This is a genomic window from Streptomyces sp. NPDC092045, assembly GCF_044756005.1.
GTDB lineage: Bacteria > Actinomycetota > Actinomycetes > Streptomycetales > Streptomycetaceae > Streptomyces.
On the sequence record NZ_JBIVSC010000007.1, the window covers coordinates 33,867 to 56,642 of the forward strand.

General features: G+C 75.0%; 24 protein-coding genes. 16 read left to right on the forward strand and 8 right to left on the reverse strand.

Annotation, left to right across the window (positions count from 1 at the left end):
- Positions 1 to 10: 10 nt before the first annotated feature.
- Positions 11 to 1,192, reverse strand: a complete 1,182-nt coding sequence (locus ACIQKA_RS19385; protein ID WP_383154312.1) for an alpha/beta hydrolase family protein — start codon at positions 1,190 to 1,192, stop codon at positions 11 to 13.
- A 227-nt stretch (positions 1,193 to 1,419) separates the two neighbouring features.
- Between ACIQKA_RS19385 and ACIQKA_RS19390 the strand changes: the two genes are divergently transcribed.
- The 3 genes from ACIQKA_RS19390 (at position 1,420) to ACIQKA_RS19400 (ending at position 4,247) form a co-directional block, all read left to right on the forward strand.
- The gene (locus ACIQKA_RS19390) at positions 1,420 to 1,596 is read left to right on the forward strand and encodes a putative leader peptide (RefSeq protein ID WP_383432907.1); all 177 of its coding nucleotides are present in this window, start codon (positions 1,420 to 1,422) and stop codon (positions 1,594 to 1,596) included.
- Positions 1,597 to 1,767: 171 nt separating this feature from the next.
- Positions 1,768 to 2,886 (forward strand): LLM class flavin-dependent oxidoreductase, encoded by a 1,119-nt coding sequence (locus tag ACIQKA_RS19395; protein WP_402541671.1) that lies wholly within the window; start codon positions 1,768 to 1,770, stop codon positions 2,884 to 2,886.
- The gene (locus ACIQKA_RS19400; RefSeq protein ID WP_383154305.1) at positions 2,883 to 4,247 is read left to right on the forward strand and encodes an NtaA/DmoA family FMN-dependent monooxygenase; all 1,365 of its coding nucleotides are present in this window, start codon (positions 2,883 to 2,885) and stop codon (positions 4,245 to 4,247) included. The genes ACIQKA_RS19395 and ACIQKA_RS19400 overlap by 4 nt, the downstream gene beginning before the upstream one ends.
- A gap of 33 nt (positions 4,248 to 4,280) precedes the next feature.
- Here ACIQKA_RS19400 and ACIQKA_RS19405 read toward each other — a convergent pair whose 3' ends face one another.
- Genes ACIQKA_RS19405 through ACIQKA_RS19415 form a run of 3 tightly spaced genes read right to left on the reverse strand, consistent with a single transcriptional unit; the run spans position 4,281 to position 7,472 of the window.
- Positions 4,281 to 5,393, reverse strand: coding sequence for a PP2C family protein-serine/threonine phosphatase (locus ACIQKA_RS19405; protein WP_383445625.1), 1,113 nt, complete (start codon positions 5,391 to 5,393; stop codon positions 4,281 to 4,283).
- A 1-nt stretch (position 5,394) separates the two neighbouring features.
- Positions 5,395 to 6,834, reverse strand: a complete 1,440-nt coding sequence (locus tag ACIQKA_RS19410; RefSeq protein ID WP_402541672.1) for an MFS transporter — start codon at positions 6,832 to 6,834, stop codon at positions 5,395 to 5,397.
- Entirely contained in the window at positions 6,831 to 7,472 is a 642-nt protein-coding gene (locus tag ACIQKA_RS19415; RefSeq protein ID WP_402541674.1) for a TetR/AcrR family transcriptional regulator, read from the reverse strand. The genes ACIQKA_RS19410 and ACIQKA_RS19415 overlap by 4 nt, the downstream gene beginning before the upstream one ends.
- 321 nt (positions 7,473 to 7,793) lie before the next feature.
- Here ACIQKA_RS19415 and ACIQKA_RS19420 point away from each other — a divergent pair, with 321 nt between their 5' ends.
- From ACIQKA_RS19420 to ACIQKA_RS19445, 6 genes are all read left to right on the forward strand, one after another.
- A complete protein-coding gene (locus tag ACIQKA_RS19420; RefSeq protein ID WP_383154296.1) occupies positions 7,794 to 8,378 on the forward strand; it encodes a TMEM165/GDT1 family protein in 585 nt (194 codons plus the stop codon).
- 134 nt (positions 8,379 to 8,512) lie between these two features.
- The gene (locus tag ACIQKA_RS19425) at positions 8,513 to 9,130 is read left to right on the forward strand and encodes a TetR family transcriptional regulator (RefSeq protein WP_383432918.1); all 618 of its coding nucleotides are present in this window, start codon (positions 8,513 to 8,515) and stop codon (positions 9,128 to 9,130) included.
- Positions 9,114 to 10,763 carry an acyl-CoA dehydrogenase family protein gene (locus ACIQKA_RS19430; protein WP_383445630.1) on the forward strand — a complete coding sequence of 550 codons (1,650 nt, stop codon included), beginning with the start codon at positions 9,114 to 9,116 and terminating at the stop codon, positions 10,761 to 10,763. Before ACIQKA_RS19425 ends, ACIQKA_RS19430 begins: the two co-directional genes overlap by 17 nt.
- Positions 10,764 to 11,042: 279 nt before the next feature.
- The gene (locus tag ACIQKA_RS19435) at positions 11,043 to 11,576 is read left to right on the forward strand and encodes a VOC family protein (protein ID WP_383432922.1); all 534 of its coding nucleotides are present in this window, start codon (positions 11,043 to 11,045) and stop codon (positions 11,574 to 11,576) included.
- Positions 11,577 to 11,722: 146 nt separating this feature from the next.
- The gene (locus tag ACIQKA_RS19440) at positions 11,723 to 12,832 is read left to right on the forward strand and encodes an MFS transporter (RefSeq protein ID WP_402541675.1); all 1,110 of its coding nucleotides are present in this window, start codon (positions 11,723 to 11,725) and stop codon (positions 12,830 to 12,832) included.
- On the forward strand, positions 12,832 to 13,149 hold the full coding sequence (locus tag ACIQKA_RS19445; RefSeq protein ID WP_383154372.1) for a cupin: 318 nt from the start codon (positions 12,832 to 12,834) through the stop codon (positions 13,147 to 13,149). The genes ACIQKA_RS19440 and ACIQKA_RS19445 overlap by 1 nt, the downstream gene beginning before the upstream one ends.
- A gap of 22 nt (positions 13,150 to 13,171) precedes the next feature.
- Here ACIQKA_RS19445 and ACIQKA_RS19450 read toward each other — a convergent pair whose 3' ends face one another.
- On the reverse strand, positions 13,172 to 13,681 hold the full coding sequence (locus tag ACIQKA_RS19450; RefSeq protein WP_402541676.1) for a tetratricopeptide repeat protein: 510 nt from the start codon (positions 13,679 to 13,681) through the stop codon (positions 13,172 to 13,174).
- 169 nt (positions 13,682 to 13,850) lie between these two features.
- Here ACIQKA_RS19450 and ACIQKA_RS19455 point away from each other — a divergent pair, with 169 nt between their 5' ends.
- Positions 13,851 to 15,461, forward strand: a complete 1,611-nt coding sequence (locus ACIQKA_RS19455; protein WP_402541677.1) for a PHB depolymerase family esterase — start codon at positions 13,851 to 13,853, stop codon at positions 15,459 to 15,461.
- A gap of 178 nt (positions 15,462 to 15,639) precedes the next feature.
- Here ACIQKA_RS19455 and ACIQKA_RS19460 read toward each other — a convergent pair whose 3' ends face one another.
- Entirely contained in the window at positions 15,640 to 16,125 is a 486-nt protein-coding gene (locus tag ACIQKA_RS19460; protein ID WP_402541679.1) for an SRPBCC family protein, read from the reverse strand.
- A 195-nt stretch (positions 16,126 to 16,320) separates the two neighbouring features.
- Between ACIQKA_RS19460 and ACIQKA_RS19465 the strand changes: the two genes are divergently transcribed.
- The 6 genes from ACIQKA_RS19465 (at position 16,321) to ACIQKA_RS19490 (ending at position 20,955) form a co-directional block, all read left to right on the forward strand.
- On the forward strand, positions 16,321 to 16,938 hold the full coding sequence (locus ACIQKA_RS19465) for a PadR family transcriptional regulator (RefSeq protein WP_402541680.1): 618 nt from the start codon (positions 16,321 to 16,323) through the stop codon (positions 16,936 to 16,938).
- Between the two features lie 177 nt (positions 16,939 to 17,115).
- Positions 17,116 to 17,565, forward strand: a complete 450-nt coding sequence (locus ACIQKA_RS19470) for a peroxiredoxin (protein ID WP_383154278.1) — start codon at positions 17,116 to 17,118, stop codon at positions 17,563 to 17,565.
- 225 nt (positions 17,566 to 17,790) lie between these two features.
- Complete coding sequence (locus ACIQKA_RS19475; RefSeq protein WP_383432934.1) at positions 17,791 to 18,189, forward strand: SHOCT domain-containing protein; 399 nt, start codon at positions 17,791 to 17,793, stop codon at positions 18,187 to 18,189.
- A gap of 164 nt (positions 18,190 to 18,353) precedes the next feature.
- Positions 18,354 to 18,797 (forward strand): Rrf2 family transcriptional regulator, encoded by a 444-nt coding sequence (locus tag ACIQKA_RS19480; RefSeq protein WP_366378765.1) that lies wholly within the window; start codon positions 18,354 to 18,356, stop codon positions 18,795 to 18,797.
- Between the two features lie 72 nt (positions 18,798 to 18,869).
- Positions 18,870 to 20,057, forward strand: coding sequence for a globin domain-containing protein (locus ACIQKA_RS19485; protein ID WP_402541683.1), 1,188 nt, complete (start codon positions 18,870 to 18,872; stop codon positions 20,055 to 20,057).
- Positions 20,058 to 20,187: 130 nt separating this feature from the next.
- The gene (locus tag ACIQKA_RS19490; protein ID WP_383154272.1) at positions 20,188 to 20,955 is read left to right on the forward strand and encodes a rod shape-determining protein; all 768 of its coding nucleotides are present in this window, start codon (positions 20,188 to 20,190) and stop codon (positions 20,953 to 20,955) included.
- Between the two features lie 349 nt (positions 20,956 to 21,304).
- Here the strand turns inward: ACIQKA_RS19490 and ACIQKA_RS19495 are convergent, their stop codons facing one another.
- The gene (locus ACIQKA_RS19495) at positions 21,305 to 22,090 is read right to left on the reverse strand and encodes a polysaccharide deacetylase family protein (protein WP_402541685.1); all 786 of its coding nucleotides are present in this window, start codon (positions 22,088 to 22,090) and stop codon (positions 21,305 to 21,307) included.
- A 230-nt stretch (positions 22,091 to 22,320) separates the two neighbouring features.
- Positions 22,321 to 22,698: a hypothetical protein gene (locus ACIQKA_RS19500; RefSeq protein ID WP_383154268.1), complete on the reverse strand. Its 378-nt coding sequence runs from the start codon at positions 22,696 to 22,698 to the stop codon at positions 22,321 to 22,323.
- Positions 22,699 to 22,776 lie beyond the last annotated feature (78 nt).

Genomic DNA, 22,776 nt, shown 5'->3' on the forward strand with positions numbered 1-22,776 from the left:
GGGGCCCCGGTCAGGGGTTCTGGAAGTGCGCCTCCGGGTTGGCCGCCGACGGGCCGTCCAGGACCGGGCGCGGGAGTCCGCGCAGGTGCCGGTCGAAGAAGGCCGAGACGTACGTCCGGGTGAGGGCGACGGCCCGGTCGGCGGACAGCTCCGGCTCGGGCAGGCCGAAGTGACGCGAGAGCACGGGTCCGTCCGAGAAGGAGAAGTGGTCGGATCCGGCCAGGGTGATCCAGCGCTTCCAGCCGTCGAGCGCGGACCACGTCCGGTCCCAGCTGGTGTCGGCCCCGCCGGGCAGGTGTGTCTCGTCGTGGGTGCCGAGCATCAGGAACGGGCGGCCCCGCAGGCCCTCCGCCGGAAGCTCCTCCCAGAAGGCGCCGTCCATGTTGATCCCGGCGTCGATGCGCCGGTCGGCCGCCATCGCGGTGGCCGCGCTCGCCCCTCCGATGGAGTGGCCCGCCATGCCGATCCGGCGGGCGTCGATCGCGTCGGCGTGCCGCCAGACGGACCGGGGGCCGACGAGCCGGTCCAGGACGTACCGCACGTCGGCGGCGCGGGTCGTGGTGACCACGCTCCCGTGCACGCCGTCCTCGTCGAGCGCCTCGCAGGCGACGCAGGTGAGGGTGCGGCCGCCGGGGAGGCTGATCCCGAACGACTCGTAGGCGTGGTCGACGGAGGCGACGACGTAGCCGCGCGAGGCGAGGTCCTCGGCGAGCGAGGTGAGCGTCCAGCGGGAGACGCTGAAGCCCGGCGACAGCACCACCAGGGGGTGGCGGCCCGGCGCGGGCCGGGCGTCGGTCCTGCTGTGGGTGCGCGTCCGGGCGAGCACGTCGCCGGAGACGCCGGGCCCGAGCTGCTCGGCGAGCAGCCGCGCCTCCTCCCGGGTGGCGTACGGGGCGGGGCTGCCGCCGCCGGAGCGGGCGGCCGGGTAGTGGAGCGTGACCATGAGCGCCCGCCCGTCGGCGGTGGGCACCCAGGGGTCGGTGCGGGACCGGTCGACCAGCGGCAGGACCGTGCTGCCGACGGCGTGCGGTCCGGTGGGCGCGGGGAGGGCGGCGGGCCGGGCCGGGTGCGCGGCCGCCGCACGCGCGCCGGGGGCGGGGGCGTCGGCGGCGGTCGCGGTGGCGACTCCGGCGGTCAGAGCGAGGGAACAGGCGAGAGCGGTGGCCGCGACGGCTCTGGTGAGTCGAGTCATGCGGGCACGGTAGGCGCCGGGAGCGGTCCGGCGCGTCCGCCCGTGGGTCCACTTTCGATCAACCTCCGGTCGGAGAAGGGGAGATGCCCGTCATCCACGGGTACACCCTTGCGTTCCGTGTCCGCCTTCCCTTCAACTCCCTTGTTCCCCAACGGTTCTGACGTGCCGAAGGTCCGAGTGGCTCCGGTCGGTGGGACGACCTTGACAGCGCGGAAGGCCGCCTGCCTATGGTGAGGAGTCTCCGTCCGCGTCCGGGCGGGGCCGGGACCCGGGGGGAGGCGTACGTGCCCACAGCGACCACGGCGCCGCACGCCCCGGTCCGGGCGGGTGCCCGCCTCGTCTGCCGGCGGCACGTCGACCTCTGCCGCACCGCCTCGGCCATCTGTCCTTCCCTCCGCGCCTGACCCCGCCCCGCGGGCCCGCGCGTCCCGTCGCCCACCCGGCGCGGGACCGCGCGGCGACCCCGCCGCGCCCGGGTCCGCGCGCCCCCTGACGTCCCGTCGCCCGGCCCCGCGCAGCCGTGTCCCGCACCGCTGCCGCGCCGCCGCGCGCCCCTGCCGTTCGGAAGGACTTCCATGCCCCAGCCCGCCCTGCACCTGGCCGTCGAGATCGACGGCGACGGTGCCCATCCCGCCGCGTGGCGCCGTGCCGCACACGCCCCCGGAGAGCTGCTGAGTCCGCGCCGGCTCGCCCGGACCGCGGCCGCCGCCGAGAACGCCGGGTTCACCCTGGTCACCCTCGACGACTCGATCCTGCCGCCCGGCTCCGCCGACGGCACCGGCCCGGTGGGCCGGATCGGCGCGGTCGAACGGGCCGCGTTCGCCGCCGCGTCGACGAGCGTCCTCGGCATCGCCCCCGTCCTCGCGACCACGTACGCCGAGCCGTTCCACGTCTCCTCGCAGATCGCCTCGCTCGACCACGTCTCGGCCGGCCGGGCCGGCTGGGTGGTGGGGACCGAGGAGGACCCGGCCGCCGCGCGCGCCTGGGGGCGTCCGGTCGTCGAGGGTGCCGACGCGATCGCCCGCGAGGCCCGCGACGGCCTCCGGGTCGTGCGGGACCTGTGGGACTCGTGGGAGGACGACGCGGTGATCCGGTCGGTGGCCACCAGCCGGTACCTGGACCGGTCCCGGCTGCACTACGTGGACTTCGCGGGCGAGACGTACTCCGTGAAGGGGCCGTCGATCGTGCCGCGTCCGCCGCAGGGCCGGCCCGTGGTCCTGGCGCCCGCCGGTCTCGTTCCGGCCGGGCTGGTCGACGTGGCCCTGGTCGACGGCCCGACCCCGGCCGAGGCGGGCGCGGCGGCCTCGGCCGCCGGTGCGCCGCTCGCCTTCGCCGAGGTCGAGGTGGCCCTGGACACCCCGCACGAGACGGCGCAGAAGCGGATCGCCGACCTGGAACGGTACGCGCCCTGGGAGGGGCGCCCCGGGCGGCTGCGGTACACCGGTCCGGCCGCCGGCCTGGTGGAGCTGCTCGCGGAGCTCGGCGGGCGCGTCGACGGGGTGCGGCTGCGGCCGCTCGTCCTCGACGAGGACCTCGCCGTGCTCTCCCGGCTCGTGCTGCCCGAGCTGTTCGTGCGGCGGCTCGCGGCCCGGCCCCTGCCGGGCACCACCCTGCGCACCGCCCTGGGCCTTCCCCGGCCCCCCAGCCGCTTCGCGACCCACGCCGTCGTGCCCGTTCCGGAGGAGACCCGATGACCCGAACCGATCCGAACGACGTCCCGCGCCCGGACGCGCAGCTGCACTTCGGGGTCTTCTTCCAGGGGGTCAACCACTGGACGATCTGGTCGGACCCGTCCAGCGGCTCCCAGATCGACCCGGCGTCCTTCCTGCGGGTGGCCAGGACCGCCGAACGCGGTCTCTTCGACGCCTTCTTCCTCGGCGACGGCCTGCGGCTGCGCGAGTCGGCGGGAGGCGTCCACGAACTGGACGTGGCGGGCCGGCCCGACTCGATCACCCAGTTGTCGGCGCTCGCCGCCGCGACCGAGCGGATCGGGCTCGTCTCCACCTCGAACACCACCTACAACGAGCCGGGCGACCTCGCCCGGCGGCTCGCCGGCCTCGACCTGCTCTCCGGCGGCCGGGCCGGCTGGAACGTGGTGACCACGCACAACGCCTGGACCGGGGAGAACTTCCGGCGCGGCGGATTCCTCGACCACGCCGACCGCTACCGGCGGGCCGAGGAGTTCCTGTCCGTCGCGCGCGCCGTGTGGAACGGCTGGGCGGAGGGCGCGGTGGCGGATTCCGCCGAGGCCCGCTCCTGGTCGGTGCCGGGGGCGGTGGGACGCGTACGGGCGGAGGGCGCCCAGTTCGACGTCGACCTGGCGCCGACCCTGCCGCGCAGCGCGCAGGGGCACCCGGTGATCTTCCAGGCGGGCGACTCCGGGGAGGGCCGGGACTTCGCGGCCCGCAACGTGGACGTCATCTTCTCCGCGCACGGCACGGACTTCGACGACGCCCTCGCCTTCGCCGAGGACGTCCGGCGGCGGCTGCGGGCGGTCGGCCGGGCCGAGGACGCGCTGCGGATCCTGCCGGGCACGGAGATCGTCGTCGGGGCGACCGAGAAGGAGGCGGAGGAGAAGGCCCGCTGGGTGCGCCTCGAACAGGTCACGCCCGCGGTGGCGCTCGGCATCGCGAGCCGGCTGTGGGGCTTCGACCTGTCCGGGCGGGACGCCGACGGGCCGCTGCCCGCTGAGGATCCGGTGGTCGCCGAGGACCGGGGGAAGTTCGGGACGCGCTGGGTGGACGATCCCCGGGCGGTGGTGGCCGAGTGGCGGGCGAAGGCCGGGGCCAACGGCTGGTCGCTGCGCGAGACGGTGATCGAGCTGGGCCCGCAGCGCGGGCACGTGGGGACCCCCGCCGGGCTCGCCGAGAAGTTCGCGCGGTTCGTCCGGCACGGCGCCCTGGACGGTTTCAACGTCTCGCCGTACCTCGTGCCGGACGGCCTCGACGACATCGTGGAGCTGCTCGTGCCGGAGCTCCAGGAGCGGGGCGTGTACCGGACCGCGTACACGGGGACGACCCTCCGGGAGCACCTGGGACTCGCCCCGGCGGTGTGACGGCGGGGCGCGGGGCCGGAGGCCGTCCGGCGGTCAGGAGGGATCGGCGGGCCGGACCACCAGGAGGGCGGCAACGTCGTCGTCGAGGCCTCCGGCGCCGTGGGCGGCCAGGTCGCGGTGGAGACGGGCCAGGAGCTCGGGGGCGGGCTCGCCGCTCCACTCCCGCATCCGTGCCTCCAGCGGGTAGAAGGCGCCGCCGCGATCGCGGGTCTCGCTGACGCCGTCGGTGTAGAGGAGCATCCGGTCCCCCGGACCGAAGGGGACCTCCTCGATGCGGTGACGGCTGTCGGCGAGGCCCGTGAGGTTGACGGGCAGCGACGGAGCGGCGAAGCGCACGGCCCTCACCCCGTTCCCGTGCTGGAGGAGCGGGGTGGGGTGGCCGAGGCTGAGGAACCGTGCGACGTCCCGGTCGTCGGGCAGTTCCACGAGGACGACGGTGGCGAAGCGTTCCGCCGCGTCGGAGCCGGGGTCGCGGGGGTCGTGGCGGGCGAGGCCCTCGTCGAGCCGGTTCGCGAGGGCGGCCAGGTCGGGGGCGTCGTGGACGGTGGCGCGGAACGCGCCGAGCAGGACGGAGGCGGTCTCGACGGCGCCGAGGCCCATGCCCTGGACGTCGCCGAGCATGACGCGCACGGCGCCGGGGACCCTGGCGGCCTCGTAGAAGTCGCCGCCGACCTGGGCCTTGGCGGCGGCCGCGACGTACAGCAGGTGGAGTTCGAACCGGCCGAGGCGGTGGGGCAGGGGACGCAGCACGACCCGCTGGACGACCTCGGCGACGGCGGTGAGATCGCGCAGGTCCTGTTCGCGGCGGGTGCGGACCTTGCAGGCCCACGCCGAGGCGGCGGTCACGACGGCGAGGACGGCCTCGCTCGCGAAGGATTCCGGCAGGGGGTCCCCGCCCCGGTTGAAGCTGAGCAGCGCGCGGACCGCCATCGCGAACAGCCCGATGCCGATCGTCCCGCGCACGCCCCAGGTGACGGCGGCGAGCGGGGGTGCGGCGACCAGAAGACGGTCGAAGCGCTCCCGGTCCGGGGTGAACAGATCGGCGAGGGCCGTCAGGAGCACGACCAGGAAGGGGAGGGTCCGGCCGATGACGAACTGGGCGCGTGCCGCCGTGCCTGTACGGCTTCGGGAACCGGCTGTGGGCATTTCATGATCGTACGCAGGACCGACGGCCGGGCCGGGGCGGCGCCGGTTCCGGGCGTGTCCCCCGGCGGGCGGCGCCGGGAAGGGCGAGGGCGGCGGGCAGCGCGAGGACGGCGATCACCGCCAGGGCCGGGAGCGCGGCGCCCTCCGCCGGTACGAATCCTCCGTCCGGTACGAGGGTGAGCAGGAGGGTCGCGGTGGCGACGCCGAGCGCCGGGCCGACGTTCATGGCGGTCTGCTGGAGGCCTCCGGCGACTCCGGCGTGGGCCTCGGGCGCGCGGTGCACGACGACGGAGGTGGCGGTGACCATGAGCGTGGCGAACCCGGCGCCGAGGAGGGCGGAGCAGCCGCCGACGGAGACGGCCCCGGCCGTGGCGTCCAGGCGGGAGAGCAGCAGGACGCCGAGCGCGAGGAGCGCGGCGCCGGCCGTCGCCGTGCGACGGGGGCCGAACCGGCGCTGGAGGAGCGGACAGAGCGGCGCGCCGAGCACCATGAGGAGGGCCAGCGGCAGGAAGCGCAGCGCGCAGGTGAGGGGGTCGAGGCGCTGGACGTCCTGGAGGAAGTACGTCACCACGAACAGCGAGCCGAAGAGGGCCGCCGAGGCGGCGAGGAGGGCGGCGACCCCCGCGACGACGGGCACGCTCCCGAGCAGTTCCGGGGGCAGCAGGGGGTGGGCGGCGCGGCGCTCGTGCCGGGCCAGGGCGATCCCGGCGACCACGGCTCCGGCGCACGCGAGCGCGCCGGAGCCGGCGCCGCCGGGCCGCGCGGCCTCGACGAGCCCGTGGACCAGGAGCCCCAGGGCCACGGCGAGCAGCAGGGCGCCGACCGGGTCGAGCGCGGCGAGGCCGGGGGCCGCCCGGCGGGGCGCTTCCGCCTCTCGTGTGCGGGGGACCGGCCCCCGGACGGCGAGGGCCAGGAGGCCGATGGCGAGGGTCGGCGGAACGCTCAGGAGGAAGACCGAGCGCCAGCCGTACGAGGAGACCAGCGCGCCGCCCACGAGCGGTCCGGCGGCGGCCGCGAGGCCGATGGCGGCGGTGCGGACGGCGATCGGGGTCGCGAGCCGGTCGGGCGGGAAGGCCGTGCGCAGCATGCCGAGGGTGGCGGGCTGGAGCAGCGCCCCGCACACCCCCTGGAGCACCCGCAGGGCGATCACGGCCCCGATCCCGGGGGCCAGGGCGACACCGGCGGAGGCGGCGGCGAAGCCGAGGGCGCCGGCGGCGAAGACCCGGTGGTGACCGTGCCGGTCGCCGAGGCGGCCCGCGAAGACCAGGAGGCTCGCGACGGCCACCAGGTAGCCGGTGCTGGTCCACTGGACCTGGCCGACGTCGGCGTGCAGGTCGCGCTGGAGGGCGGGTTGGGCGACGGTCAGGACCGTGCCGTCGAGGGCGACGACGGCGGCTCCGACGACGCCGCAGACGAGGACGGGGGTGCGGCGCCGGTTCACGGGGCCGGATCCGCGGGCCCGAGGTGGGCGTCGAGGGCGGCCGCGAGCAGCGGGGCGGGGTCGGTGCCGCCGGTCGCGAGCCGGAGGCTGCCCCAGTGCCAGAGCTGGGCGATGCCGTGCAGGTTGGCCCAGAGGGCGCCCGCGGTGGTGACGGGGTCGGCGCCGGGGCGGACGCGGGCGACCAGTTCGGCGAGCCGGGCGAAGAGCGGCAGGCTCGTCTCGCGCAGCCCGAGCCGCCCGCTCTCCAGCAGGTCGTGCCGGAACATCAGCTCGTACATGCCGCGCCGGGACCCCGCGTAGTCGAGGTAGACGCCGGCGAGGAGCGCGATCCGCTCGCGCGGCCCGGCGTCCTCGCGGTCCCCGTCGGCCACGCGGGCGGACAGTTCGGCGAAGCCCTGCCGGGCGATGGCCGACAGAAGGTCGAGGTGGGTGGGGAAGTGGCGGCGGGGCGCGCCGTGGGAGACGCCGGCGCGGCGGGCGATCTCGCGCAGCGAGAGGGCCTGGGCGCCCTCGGCGTTCACGAGCTCGACGCCGGTCCGGACGAGCCGCCCGCGCAGCCCGTCGTCCTCGTGGCTCTCGTTCTCGCGGCGGTCGTTCTCGTGGCCGTGTTCCTCGTGACCTTCTTGATCCCTCTGCATGGACACTGTCTACCAAGCCCGAGTAGACGGTGTCTACCACCACGAGTAGACAGTGTCTGCTCACTCTCGCGCCCCGGTCCGTTACACTGGAGGGCAGCGAAGGGGAGTAGCCCTGCGAACCGGTCGTCGACACACTGGAACCCCCGGGTTCCCGGTGACCGGGTCCACGGACGACGTGGACGGGCGAGACCTTCGGCCAGGCATCAACCGCGTCCGCGCATCCGTGGGCACGGTCCGTCATGCCGGGCCGAGTGGTCCTCCCGTCGCCCACCGAGGTGTCGTGCGGGGCCCGGCGGCCCGGACCGAGCAGAGAGCCCCGGTATGCACCTCGACCCCTTGGCGATCCTCACCGCCTTCGGGCTGATCTTCCTCGCCGAGCTTCCCGACAAGACGATGTTCGCGTCCCTCGCCATGGGCACGCGCATGCGTCCCCTGTACGTGTGGATCGGCACCTCCACCGCCTTCCTGGCGCACGTCGCCATCGCGGTGGGCGCCGGCAGCCTGCTCGGGCTGCTGCCGGGCTGGATCGTCAAACTCGTCTCGGCCCTCATGTTCGGCTTCGGCGCCTTCATGCTGCTGCGCGGCGGGGACGACGACGAGGACGACGACACGGGCGGCCGGACGGTCACCGGCTTCTGGCCCGTCTTCTCGACCGCCTTCATGGCCGTGTTCATCAGCGAGTGGGGCGACCTGACCCAGATCACCACCGCCAACCTGGCCGCCACCAACGGCACCTGGCCGACGGCGATCGGCTCGTTCGCCGCCCTGACCAGCGTCTCCGCCCTCGCCCTGGTCGCGGGCCGCTTCATCGCGAAGCGCGTCCCCCTCAAGACCGTCCAGCGCGTCGGCGGCGTGTGCATGGCGGGCCTCGCGATCTGGTCGCTCGTCGAGGTCTTCACGGGCTGACGCCGACTCCGCCGGCCCGCCGGCCGGCACCCTCTCCACCGCCCCGCCGTCCTGCGCAGGACGGCGGGGCGGTCGTGTCTCCGCCGCCCGTCCGGACCCTTGATGAAGTGGTGAATCACTGCTTCACTCCTTGCATGCCCTACCGACGCACCCCCGCCGTCCAGGCCCGGCTCGACGCCCAGCGCGCCTCCGTCGTCGAGGCGGCCCTCGGGCTGCTGGCCGAACAGGGCTACGCGGGGTGCACCGTGGCGGCCGTCGCCGCGCGGGCCGGGATCGCCACGGGCAGCGTCTACCGCCACTTCGACGGCAAGTCCGAACTCGCCGTCGAGCTCTTCCGGACCGTGGTGCGCCGGGAGGTGGCGGCCGTCTCCGAGGCGGCCGGGCACCCCGGGCACCGTTCGGCCGCCGAGCGGGTGGTCGCCGTCGTCGAGACCTTCGCCCAGCGCGCCCTGAAGTCGCCGCGCCTCGCCTACGCGCTGCTCGCCGAGCCCGTCGACCCGGCCGTGGACGCGGAGCGGCTCGTCTTCCGGCGCGCGTTCCGGGACGTGTTCGCCGCCCGCGTCGAGGAGGGCGTCCGCTCGGGCGAGCTGCCGCCCCAGGACCCCGTCCTGACGGCCTCGGCGCTGGTCGGCGCGGGTGCCGAGGCGCTCGTCGGCCCGCTGGCGGAGGGGTCCGTCGGGCCCGGCACCGTACCCGCACTCGTCACCTTCACCCTGCGAGCACTGGGAGTCCCCGATGCCGACCACGCATGAGGTCACCAACCAGGTCCCCCCGCTGACCGGTCACGACACCTCCGCCGACCCCGCGCTCCTGGAGGCGCTGCGGCGGGAGGGCGCCGGCTGGGCCGAGACGGAGGTCCGCGAGCTCGGGGCACGCGCGGGCGGCGCCGAGGCGCAGGAGTGGGGGCGGCTCGCCGAGCGCCACTCCCCCGTCCTGCACACCCACGACCGGTACGGCCACCGGATCGACGAGGTCGAGTTCCACCCGTACTGGCACTCCCTGATGGACGTGGCCGTGCGGCACGGGCTGCACGGCGCGCCCTGGGCCGACGAGCGGCCCGGCGCCCATGTGGCGCGCGCGGCGAAGGTGTTCGTGTGGGGGCAGGCCGACGCCGGTCACCTGTGCCCGGTCTCGATGACGTACGCCGCCGTGCCCGCGCTGCGCGTCCAGCCGGAGCTCGCCGAGGCGTACGAGCCGCTGCTCACCTCCCCGTCGTACGACTTCGGTCTGCGGGTGCCGGCGGAGAAGCGCGGGATCATCGCCGGGATGTCGATGACCGAGAAGCAGGGCGGCTCGGACGTCCGGGCGAACACGACCCGGGCGGTCCCGGCGGGCGAGCCCGGTCTGTACGCGCTGACCGGGCACAAGTGGTTCACCTCGGCCCCCATGTCCGACGTCTTCCTCACCCTCGCGCAGGCGCCGGGCGGCCTGTCCTGCTTCCTGGTGCCGCGCGTCCTGCCGGACGGCACCCGCAACGCGATCCGCCTCCAGCGCCTGAAGGACAAGCTGGGCAACCGGTCGAACGCCTCCTCCGAGATCGAGTACGAGGGCGCCCTCGGCCGGCTGGTCGGCGAGGAGGGGCGCGGGGTCGCGACCATCATCCGGATGGTCAACATGACGCGGCTCGACTGCGCGATCAGCTCGGCGTCCGGGATGCGCCTCGGGCTCGTGCACGCGGTCCACCACGCCACGCACCGCGGCGCGTTCGGGGCGCGGCTCGTCGACCAGCCGCTGATGCGGAACGTCCTGGCCGACCTGGCGGTGGAGGCGGAGGCGGCCACGCTCGCGGCGCTGCGGCTCGCCGGGGCGGTGGACCGGGCGGCGCGCGGCGACGCGGAGGAGGAGCAGCTGCGGCGGCTCGGGCTCGCGGTCACCAAGTACTGGGTGTGCAAGCGGGCGCCCGCGCACGCCGCCGAGGCCCTGGAGTGCCTGGGCGGCAACGGCTACGTGGAGGACTCGGGCCTGCCCAGGCTCTACCGGGAGTCGCCGCTGCCCTCCATCTGGGAGGGGTCGGGGAACGTGGCCGCGCTCGACGTGCTGCGGGCGATGGCCCGTCAGCCGCAGGCGGTGGAGGCGTTCTTCGCGGAGGTCGACCGGGGCGCGGGCGCCGACCGGCGCCTGGACGCGGCGGTCGCCGGGCTCCGCAAGGAGCTGGCGGGGCTCGGCGATCCCGACGCGGCGGCCTACGGGGCGCGGCGGCTCGTGGAGCGGCTCGCGCTCGTGCTCCAGGGTTCGCTGCTCGTACGGCACGGGAATCCGGCGGTGGCGGACGCGTTCTGCGCCTCGCGGCTCGACGGCGACCGGGGCCTGGCCTTCGGCACGCTCCCGGCGGGCCTGGACACGGCGGCGATCATCGAGCGGAGCGGGCCGGACGCGGCGGTCTGAGAACCCCGCCGGGCGGAGTGCGGCGCGCAGTGGAGTGCTCCCCCCGGTGAAGTCGTCCGCCCGGCGGGTTCCGTCTTCGACGGGGTTCCGCCGGGCGGGTTTCCCCCGGAGGGTTTCTCCTCCGACGGGCTTCCCTTCAGGCGGGTTTCTCCCCGGCGGGTTCCTCCCCCGGCGGGAATTGCCTCCGCACGCCTTCAAGGCGGACAGAACCTGTCCTGCTTCACGCCTACCGTCGCCGGAGCGCCCCTCCCCGGGGCGCGCCGACGGAAGGATCGTGAGATGGACGAGCAGACCGGCGCGGCGCCGAAGGGCTACACCAGCGTGGCGCCCTGGGTCGTCACCGACGACACCGGAGCCTTCCTCGACTTCGCCGCCGAGGTGTTCGGAGGCGAGGAACTGGCGCGCGTGCCCACCGAGGACGGCTCGATCGGCCACGGCGAGATCCGGATCGGGGACACCGTCGTCCTGGCCTTCGACCGGCGCCCGGACTGGCCCGTCATGCCCGCCCTGCTGCGCGTGTTCGTCGCCGACGCGGACGCCGTGTTCGCCCGGGCCGTCGCGGCGGGCGGCCGTGTCGTCACTCCGCTGTCCGACAGTGCCTTCGGGCAGCGGGGCGGGCGCGTCCGGGACCCCTTCGGCACCGTCTGGTGGGTGACGAGCCACGTCGAGGACGTCACCGAGGAGGAGATGTGGAGGCGGCTCCGGGAGCCGGTGTACGCGGAGGGCATGCGGGTGGCGCAGGCGACGCTCGACGCCGAGCTGAGCGGCCGGGAGGAGGGGCGCGCCAGCGCCCCGGTCGGACCGGCCTCCTGACTCCCGCACGCGCCCGGCGGGCCGGGTCCCGCCGGGCCTCCCCGGCCTGCCGGTGGCAGGCCGGGGAGGCGTTCCCCGGGCCGCGCTCTCCCCGGGGAAGCGGGCCTCGGGAGCGTGCCTCCCCGGTCACGGCGTCCGCCGGACACGTGGAGGACGTCGGCCGCTTCGACATCGTCGGGGAGACGGTGACGCTGTGGGGCACGATCCGCACCGCCGTCGAGTCGGACACGGCCGAGGTGCGGCGGCGGCCCGCGGCGCTCGTGGGGCACTCGGCGGCGGCCTACGGGGCGACGGCCACGGCGGAGTACCTCCAGCCCGTGCCGCCCGTGCACAACGGCGCGGCGTGGGCGGCGGCCGGGCCCACGACCTTCCGCCGGGTGGCCGGCGAGGAGCGCGTGGTGGAGACGGGCGGGACGCTCGGGTACGACGACGTCTCCGAGTTCGTGCGGCGGTTCGGCGGCCCGTGCGTGACGCTCGGCACGTGGCGGGCGGCGTACGTGGTCGCCGCCGCGGCGACGGCGGTGCTGCTGTGCGTGCTGCCGCGCCGGCTGCCCGAGCGGCTGGGCCCGCCGGGCGAGCGGGGCGGCGGGTCGTACGCGAGGCTCCTGGCCGGGCTCCCCCGGCTCCTCGCGGCCCACCGGGAGCTGCGGGTCCCGGCGCTGCTCGGGGCCTGCGCCTTCGCCGCGTTCAGCGTCTTCTGGGCGGTGCTCGCCTTCCACCTGGCGTCCCCGCCGCTCGGGTACGGGCCGGGGGCCGCCGGTCTCTTCGGCGTCCTCACCCTGCCGGCGGCGCTGCTCTCGGCGGGGGCCGGGCCGCTCGCGGACCGGTGCGGGACGGCGGCCGTGGGCGCCGGGGGCCTGGCGTGCGCGGGGCTCGGGCTCGCGGTGGCGGGGCTGTTCCCGTACTCCCCGGCGGCCCTGGTGGCCGGGGCGAACCTGCTCGTGGCGGGGGTCGGCTCGTGCCAGGTGGCGAACCAGGCCGGGATCTTCGGGATCGGCCGGGCGGTGGCGGCCCGGGTCAACACCGTCTTCATGCTGGCCACCTTCGGCGGCGGGGCGGCCGGGTCCCTCACCGGGGCGTGGCTGTACGCGGCGCACGGCTGGCGGGCCGCGCTGCTCGCGGCGGGGGCGTGCGTCGCCGTCGGCGGACTCGTCGCGGTGGCGGCCGGGGTGCGGCCGGCGGTCCCGACTTGCGTCCCCGCCGTCACGCGGGAGGCTGGGGTCATCCACCCGCGCATCCCGCAGGGAGAGTCATGATGCTGGACCTCACCGCCCTCGCCGACGAGCACCTGGCCGCGGCCCGCACCGCGCCGCACGGGCGGAGCGCCCATCTGGTGATGCACGACGGGGTGCTCCGGCAGACCGTCATCGCCCTGACGGCGGGCACGTCCCTGGACGAGCACAACGCGCCGCCCGCCGCGAGCCTCCAGGTGCTGCGGGGCCGGGTGAGCCTCACGGCGGCCGGCCGGGCGGAGGAGCTGCGGGCGGGCACGCTCCGCATGATCCCCAAGGAGCGGCACGGGCTCACCGCCCTGGAGGACGCGGTGGTCCTCCTGACCGCCGTGAACGACTGACCCGGGCCCCGTCCGCGCCCGGTCACCCGGTCGCGTCGAGGTCCTCCGCGTAGTGCTCGACGGCCGACCGGTACGCGCGGACGGACGGGTCCTCGCTGGTCGCGGCGAGCAGGCGCAGCAGCAGGGAGACCGACTCGTGGTGCCGGCCCGTGTTGTAGAGGGCCATCGCGAGGAAGGCGCGCAGGGAGCCGTCCTCGGGGAACTCGCCGACCGCGCGGGTCAGGAGGGCGACCGCGTCCTCGTACCGGCCGAGCACCCGGTAGGTGCTGCCGAGGCCGAGGAGGGCGCCGCGCCGGTCGTCGGGCGCGAGCCGGCCGGTGGTGTCGTCGAGGGCCTTCTCGTAGTACGGCACGGCCTCCGCCTCCAGGCCCAGGACGTCGTGCGCCCAGGCCGTCTGGTAGGCGATCCCGGCGTCGTCCGGCCACCGGGCGGAGAGCGCGACCAGCCGTTCGCGGGCCTCTTCCCGCCGTCCCCCTTGGCGCAGCGCGACGGCCTCGGCCAGCGGGCCGTCCTTCTCCTCGTGGTGCTCCATGGCACCATCCTCGCAGCTCGCGGCGGACGTGCCCGCGCGGGCTGCCAGGTGACGGGCCGCCATAGCGGACCGGCCGGATTGTGGCGTCCTCACCCATGGAGGACGGCTCCGGGGAGCCCGTAGCGTCCCGGCCGATCCCCCGTCAGGAACGAGCCGCCCGGGAGCCCCCATGCGTTCATCCCGTCCCGCCCGCTCGCGCGGGCCACGCCGTCTCGCGGCGCTGCTGCTGTGCGCCGCCGCGACCCTCTTCCCGACCGCGGTCCCCGCCGGGGCCGCCGCTCCCCCGCCCGTGCCCGGCACCCTTCGGGGGTACGACATCGGCTCCGTGTTCAGCGCGGGCGTCTCGTCCGGCGGGTACATGGCCACGCAGCTGCACGTGGCGTACTCGGGGACGTTCGAGGGCTCCGCGGTGTTCGCCTCGGGGCCGTACGACTGCGCCCGGGGCCAGCTCGCCACGGCGCTCAACGCCTGTATGGACACCACGCAGAACCTCCAGCTCGCCGCCCTGGAGCAGGCCACCCGCGACCGGTCCGCGCAGGGGCAGATCGATCCGGTCGCGAACCTGGCGGGCGACCCGGTGTACGCCTTCAGCGGGTCGGCGGACACGACGGTGAAGCGGCCGGTGGTGGACGCGCTCTCCGACTACTACGGGCGGTTCGGCGCCCGGGTCCGCCACGACCGGTCCACGGCGGCGGGGCACGCCTGGATCACGCCGCTCGGCCCCAACTCCTGCGGGGTCACGCAGACCCCGTTCCTGAACAAGTGCGGGACCGACGCGGAGGGGGCACTGCTCGGGCACCTCTTCGGGTCGGTCGCGGCGCCCGGTTCCGGGACGGACGGCTCGCTGATCCGCTTCGACCAGAACGCGTACGCGCCCGGCGGTTCGGCCCCGGCGATCTCGATGGGGGCGGAGGGCTTCGCGTACGTGCCGAGGTCCTGCTCGGACGGGGCGCGCTGCCGTCTGCTCGTGGCGCTGCACGGCTGCAAGCAGGGGTACGCGTACCAGGGGTTCGGGACCCGGTTCGTCGAGGGCGCCTACCTCAACGAGTACGCCGACACCAACGACATGATCGTGCTGTACCCGCAGGCGGCGGCCACGGGGACCCTGGAGAACCCGAACGGCTGCTGGAACTGGTGGGGTTACCTCGGTGACGCGGCCTACGCCCGGCACGGCGGGAAGCAGATCGAGGCGGTCATGGGCATGGTGCGGGCGCTGCGCGGCACCGGGACGCCGCCGCCTTCCTCCGACCGGACGGTCCTGACCAGCGCGGACGCCGAGGACGGCTACGTGAAGGCGGCGGCGGACGGTTCGGGGGCGGCGGTCGGCACCCTGGAGGACGTGTCCGGGCTCGCGCTGGGCCGGGGCACGGACGGGAAGGTGAACCGTACGGTGGTCTCCTTCGACACCTCGCGGATCCCGGCCGGCAAGGAGGTCTCGCGGGCCTGGCTGACCGTCACGCGGTCGAGCGGTGCGGGCGACCCCTGGACCTCGCCCGCCGGGAACCAGCTCCTGGTGGACGTGCGGACGGGCTGCTTCGGCGGGTGCGCGGTCGAGCCGGCGGACTGGTCGGCGCCGGCCACGGTGGCGGGCGGCGCGCGGATCGACGCCCTCTCGTCCGGGAGCGCGGTGTCGACGGACCTGTCGGCGGAGGCCCTCGCGGCCCTGAACCGGGGCGGGACCACCCAGTTCCGCCTGGGCTTCGCGTCGGCGCCGGCCGGGACGGCGTACCTCTTCGTGAACCGGGACGCGCCGGTGACGCTGACGGTCGAGTACCGGTAGCCGTCCCCGTACGCACCGCCGCCGTCCGGCCCGGCGGGCGACCGGGCCGCCGGGCCGGCGAGGAGGGCACCGAGCGCGGGGGGGCGGCGCGCCCCACTCCCGCGCGCGTCTGCGTGACGACGCGTCGGACGCCTTCTGGGCCAGTGGGGCAGGGAGGCGGTCGGCCGTGGTCCGCGGGTCAGCGGGGCGGCTCCGGGAGTTCCTCCCCGGTCTCCAGGAGCGACTTGAGGCTGGAGACCAGCGCGGGCCAGCCCTCGCCGATCAGCTTCTCCATGGGGCCGTCGGGCGCCAGGCCGCCGTGGGTGACCGTCAGCCTGACCGTGTCGCCCGACGGTTCGATCTCGAAGGTCACCCGGGACCGGGGCCCGGTGGCGAGGCGTTCGTACACGTCGTGCCCGAGGCCGACGGCGTCCGCCCAGGCCGGGGTGAAGGTGTGCCAGGTGTACGAGAGGAGGCGGCCGGGCTCGGCCCGGAGGACCACCTGCTCGGGGTCGGCGGTCCTGCGACCGCCCTCCTCCCAGACCATGGGGGCGCCGGGCGTCCAGTCCGTCTCGAAGGCCACGCCCCAGTAGCGGCGGGTGAGCTCCGGTTCGGTGAGCGCCTTCCAGAGCTCGTCGGGGGTGGTCCGGATGTAGGTGGTGTAGACGAACGTGTCGCTGCCCATCGCGCTGCCCTCGGATCTGCTCCCCCGCGGCTTCCCCTCCCCTCCAGCCTAGGCGGGCGCCGGACGTACGTGCCAGCGAAGGGTTCGCGGCCTCCGTCGGCCCCCGACCGCCTCCGTCGGTGCGATGATCGTTCTTCCGTTCTTCCGTTGAATAGGTGCGGAAGAAACTATTCAACGGACTGCTAGCGTGTCCGGATGTCCCTCAAGCACGCCGTCCTCGCAGCTCTCCTGGAGGGCGAGGCCTCCGGATACGACCTGGCCAAGATCTTCGACGTGTCCGTCGCCAACTTCTGGGCCGCCACCCCGCAGCAGCTCTACCGCGAGCTCGACCGGCTGGCGGAGGCCGGTCTGATCGCGGCCCGCGTGGTGGAGCAGGAACGGCGGCCCAACAAGCGGATGTTCAGCCTCACCGAGTCGGGCAGGCGGGATCTGGCCGCCTGCACGTCGACGCCTCCGCGCCCGAGCGCCGTCCGCGACGAGCTGCTGGTCCAGGTGCAGGCCTGCGACGAGGGGGACACCGCGGCCGTCCGCGCGTTCGTGGCCGGGCGGATGGAGACGGCCCGGACGAAGCTCGCCCGCTACGACCGCCTGCGGGAGCGGATGCTCGCCGGCCGGGACGAGGAGGCGTACCTGGAGGAGGCGGAGCGCATCGGGCCGTATCTCACGCTGATGCGCGGCCGGTTCTTCGAGGAGGAGAACCTGCGCTGGGGCGCCCGCGCCCTCGCCGTGCTCGACCGGCGCGTCGCCTCGGAAGCCCGGGAGGGCCGGAAGGGGACGGGGCGGGCCACGGCCGAGGCGGCACGAGGGGCGTGACGGGACCCGAGGAGCGTGACGGGACCCGAGGAGCGTGACGGGACCCGAGGAGCGTGACGGGACCCGAGGAGCGTGGCGGGACCCGAGGGATGACCGGAGCTCTACTCTGCGGTAACGTCACCGGCCGGCCACCGGAGGCTCCGGCGGCGCATCGGGACGGATCGGGGACGGACCTCCATGAACGTCGGTGACCTCGTCGAGGACTTCAGCCTTCCGGACGAGACGGGTACCTCTCGCTCCCTGACCGGACTGCTGGCCGAAGGGCCGGTCGTCCTCTTCTTCTACCCGGCGGCGCTCACTCCGGGCTGCACCGCCGAGGCCTGTCACTTCCGCGACCTGGCGGCCGAGTTCCGCGCCGTCGGCGCGCTGCCCGTCGGGATCAGCTCCGACGGGGTGGAGCGGCAGCAGGAGTTCGCCGAGCGGCACTCCCTCGGATATCCCCTGCTGTCCGACCCGGACGGTGTCGTGCGGGAGCGGTTCGGCGTCAAGCGCGGTTTCTCGCTCGCGCCGACCAAGCGGGTCACGTTCGTGATCGGCCGGGACCGGCGGGTGCGGGAGGTCGTGCGCAGCGAGCTGCGGATGAGCGCGCACGCGGACCGCGCCCTGGCGGCCCTGCGCGGCGCCTGAGCCGCGTCCGTCGCACTTCCGCCCGGTCCACGCTTCCGTCCGGTGCGCGCCTTCGCCCGGTGCGCGCTTCCGGCCGGTGCGCACTTCCGTCCGGTCACGGGGCGGGGGACGGGGACGGGCGGCCCGTGCGGCGGGCCGCCACGACGTGCGGGGACGCGGCGCCCGGGTGAGACTCGCTCCAACGCCCGGCCGCTCCCGGCCGGCGCCGGAACGGAGCGTGCTGGCATGGACGACTACCCCCTCCTCAACCTCTTCTGGACCATGCTGTGGTTCTTCCTGTGGATCATGTGGCTGTTCCTGCTGTTCAAGGTGGTCACCGACATCTTCCGGGACCACAGCCTGCACGGCTGGGGCAAGGCCGGCTGGCTGATCTTCTGCATCCTGCTCCCCTACCTCGGGGTGCTGGTCTACGTCATCGCCCGCGGCAAGGGGATGAGCCGGCGTGACGTCAAGCAGGCGAAGGACAGCGAGGCCGCGTTCCAGGACTACATCCGCAGGACCGCGGGGACGCAGGGCGGCGGCGCGAGCCCCACGGACGAGCTGGCCCGGCTCGCGGACCTGAAGGACAAGGGCGCCATCACGGCGGAGGAGTTCGAGAGGGCGAAGGCCAAGGTGCTGTCCTGAGGCGCCGCCGCGGCGACCGGGGCCGGTCCGTCGCGAGGGGACCGGCCCCGGCGGGGCCCGACGTCCACATCGGTGCGGGTGCCGCCGGGGGCCGGTACCCGTACTGGCCGGTGAATCCACCCCCTGAATACGTATCTCGCATACCACTTTGATACGGTCGCGCCGTGAAGCTGACGAAGTTCACCGACCTGGCGCTCCGTGCCGTGATGCGCCTGGCGGTCACCGCGCAGGAGGAGTCCGTCACCACGCGCGAGGTGGCGGAGTCGATGGACGTCCCGTACGCCCACATGGCGAAGGTGATCACCCGGCTCCAGCACCTCGGCGTGGTGGAGGCGCGGCGCGGACGCGGCGGCGGGCTCGCCCTGACGGAACGGGGCCGGCGCTCGTCGGTGGGCTGGCTGACCCGCACCCTGGAGGGCGAGGAGGAGGTCGTCGCCTGCGAGGGCGACCCGCCCTGCCCCCTCAGGTCCGCCTGCCGGCTCCGGGGCGCGCTCCGCGAGGCCCAGGAGGCGTTCTACCGCGTGCTCGACCCGCTGACCGTCGCGGAACTCGTGTCCTCGCCGACCGGTCCGCTCCTCCTCTCCCTCTCCCCCCGCCCCACCCCCTGACCGCACGCGCCGCGAGCGCGTGCTCCTCTCCGCCCTTAAATAGGTAGATGATCTACCAGATTAGGAGTCCCCATGCTGTCCGAACAGGCCGTCCCGGTCGTCCGCGCCACCCTGCCCGCCGTCGGCGGCGCCCTGGACCGGATCACCGAGCGCTTCTACGGGCGTCTCTTCGCCGCCCACCCGGAGCTCCTGCGCGACCTGTTCAACCGGGGCAACCAGGCCAACGGCGAGCAGCGGCAGGCGCTCGCGGGCTCCATAGCCGCCTTCGCCGTGGCCCTCCTGGAACACCCGGACCGGCGCCCGGACGCGATGCTGGCGCGGATCGCGCACAAGCACGCCTCCCTCGGGGTGACCTCCGAGCAGTACAAGGTCGTGCACGAGCACCTCTTCGCCGCGATCGTGGAGGTCCTCGGCGACGCGGTGACGCCCGAGGTGGCCCGCGCCTGGGACGAGGTCTACTGGCTGATGGCCAACGCGCTCATCGCCGTGGAGGCCCGGCTGTACCAGGAGGCCGGCGTCACCGAGGGCGGGGTCTGGCGGTCGATGGAGATCGCCGAGCGGCAGGAGGAGACGGCCGACACGGTCTCGTTCGTCCTGCGCCCCACGGACGGGAGCCCCACGACGGCGTTCCGGCCGGGCCAGTACGTGAGCGTCCGGGTCGCCCTGCCCGACGGCGCCCGGCAGATCCGCCAGTACAGCCTCTCCTCCGCCCCCGGCCGCCCGCAGTGGCGGATCACGGTGAAGCGGGTCGACGGCGACCCGGCGGGCGAGGTCTCGTCCTGGCTGCACGCCCACGCCCGCGAGGGGGACGCGGTAGAGGTGTCGGCCCCGTTCGGCGACCTGGTCCTGCCCGAGGGCGACGGGCCCCTGCTGCTCGCCTCCGCCGGGATCGGCAGCACCCCGATGCTGGCGATGCTCGACCACCTCGTGGAGACCGGGTCGGCCCGCCCCGTCGTGGTCGTCCACGCCGACCGCGCTCCCGCCTCCCACGCGCACGCCGCCGAACTGCGGCGCCTCGTGGACGCGCTGCCGCAGGGGAGCCTGCACCTCTGGTACGAGGAGCCGGGCGACTCCGGCGCCCGGCCGGGCCGCGCGGACGTCACCGCGCTCGACCTGCCGGCGGGCACGACCGCGTACCTCTGCGGGCCGCTGCCCTTCCTGCGCGCGGTGCGCGGTGACCTCCTCGGCCGGGGCACCGCCGCGGCCGACATCCACTACGAGGTCTTCGGCCCCGACCTGTGGCTGGGCTCCGAAAGCTGACCCTCCACACCCGAAGCCCCTTCGATCCTCAAGCAGCATGGCGCTGTTGCCACGGATAATGCATAGTGAGGTGCCGTATCGGCCTCGCATTCAGCGGGTCCGGGAGGAACGGACGGAAGCGACGGAGACGATGGGATCGTTCGGGTCAGCACACGGCGGTCGGGGTGCCGGACGGCCGGTGCGCGGAATCGCCCTCGACATCGGCAGCTCCCGGACCCGCGCCTGGGCCCCGGGGGCGGGCGTCTTCGCGGACGTGCCCAGCGGCCCGGTGCTGCGCGGCCGCGTGACCGACGCGGACTCCCAGCTCCGGCTCCTGCGGGGCCTGACGGCGAGGGCACCGGGCGGCGACGGTCACGACACCGTCGTGATGCTGACCCACCCGGTGCTCGCCGGCCGGAAGGAGCGGGAGGCGGTGAAGCGGGTGGCGGACGGTCTCGGCGCGGTACGGGTCTTCGCCGTGGACAGCGCTCGCGCGGCGGCGGCCCACGCGGCCCCGCCCGGCGACGGCCCGCTGCTCGTGGTCGATCTCGGCGCGCAGTTGACCGAGGTCACGCTCGTCGTGGACGGCCTGGTCGTGGACGCCCGGCTCGCCGAGGTCGGCCTCGACGACCTTCCGGAGCCGGGAAGCGTCCCGGACTCGGTCGCCGGGACGGCCGCCGACCTGGTGAGCGACCTGTGGCGGCGCGATCGCACGGGCGCCGTGCGCGGGGCGCTGCGCCGGGGCGTCCTGGTGACGGGCGGCGGCGCCCTCCGCCTCGACGTGACGGGCAGGCTGGCCCATCTGCTCCGGGCCCGCCTCCGCCTGGCCAACGACCCGTCGACCAGCGTCGTCCGGGGCGCGGGCCTGATGCTCGCCTCCGCCCTTCGTCACCCGACCGCCCCGCCCGCCCGGATCTGACACCGGCCGGGGCGGAGGGGACTCCGGAGCGGGCCGGAGAGGGGCGGGCACGACAAAGCCCCGGTCGGACGGGGGATTCCAACCGGGGCCGATCGCCGTGACGGACGAAGGGCGGTCACCTCTCGGGGGGGGGACCTTGGGGACCGGGCCCCTTCGTCGTCACATACGTATGAACGGTAAACCTTTCCCGAATGTTCCGAGAGTTCCCGAGTGGGCGATGTGAGCCACCTCACCCGATTTCGCCGGTGATCTGCTCGTCGGCGATCGGCTCGCCGGTGATCGGTTCACTGCCGATCGGTTCCTCCATGACCGGCAGGGCGTCGCGGGGTCGGCGGTCGCGCCGGTCCCGTCAGTCCTTCTCGGGGCGGTAGACGGTGCCGGGTTCCGCCTTCCCGGGGGCGAGGAGTTCCGGCACGGTCACGAAGGTGAAGCCCCGCCGCTTGAGCTCGTCGATGATCGGGGGGACGGCGGGGACCGTTCCGTCGTAGATGTCGTGGAGCAGGATGATCCCGTCGCCGTGCGCCTGTTCGAGGACGCGCTGCTCGATGAGGGCCGAGTCGTCGGTCGAGTAGTCCTTGGCCGTGATGCTCCACAGGATCTGGGCGAGTCCGAGTTCCTCGCTGACCTCGGACACCGTGTCGTCGGTGCGGCCCTGCGGCGGGCGCATCAGAGTGGGCTTCCGGCCCGTGATCCTCTCGACGGCGTCCTGGGTGCGCGACAGCTCCTCGCGGACCCCGGCGGCGTCGAGGTCCGTCAGGATCCGGTGCGTCCAGGTGTGGTTCGCGACCTCGTGCCCCTCATCGGCCATGCGCTTGACCACCTGGGGGTAGCGGTCGACGTGCTTGCTGCCGAGCAGGAAGAAGGTGGCGGGAACCCTCTTCTCCTTGAGGATGTCGAGGAGCCTGGGAGTGTCCTTGCCCGGCCCCGCGTCGAAGGTCAGTGCGATGCACTTGGTCTTCGCGCAGTCGACGCGACGGCCCGTGCCGCCGGGCTTGTCGTCCGACCCGGCCTCCTCCCGCGCCTCCTGGGGAGTGAGCGGATCCACGCCGCAGCCGCTCAGCGTCGTCATCAGCGACACGGCGGCCAGCAGGGCGACGGCGGTTCCCCCGCGTCGGCGCAGCCTGGATCGGAACATGGTGGAACCCGCTTTCCCCGGTGACGTTCGACAGAGCCGCGGCCGTCGCCTGGTCAGGGCGGGCCGTGCGACCGAACATGCACACTACACAGGGTGTATACCGGGGACGGCAGGGGGGTCGCACACCCGTTCGCTGGCGTGCGAGAGCCCCGGGAGCGCCCGTCCGCGTCTCCCGGGGCGTCCTGCGGCGGCACCTCCGACAGGGGTGGCGCGCTTGCGGTGCCCGCCGCTCAGCGGGAGGCGAGCAGCAGACGCGCCTCCTTCTCCTGGTCGCCGGAGACGGTGTGCCGGGACTGGACGTCGAAGCCCGCGGCCAGAACCTTCTCGACCTCGTCGACGGCGTGGTAACCACCGGTGAGCGTGACGCCGACCACGGCGGACAGAGCGGCCGGCGACGCCTTCCGGTGCTCCCCTCCGGCCGTGTCGAACGTGGCCGTCCAGACGGTGGGGGACGGCCCCGTCGCCGCCTGCGGGCCGGATGTCGTCATGTCCTCCAGCCGGTAGGCCGCGTCGAGGACGTCGAACACGGCCCGGGCGTCCTCCCGGCCGCAGTCGCTCAACTGGACGGTGACGTCGGTGTCGATGTGCAGGTCGTACACGTCGCTCATCTCCTCACGGCCCCCCGGTCGCCGGTGACGCCTCGCGCTCCCCGTGCCGGGCGCTCGTCGCGCCACCTCTCCAGCATC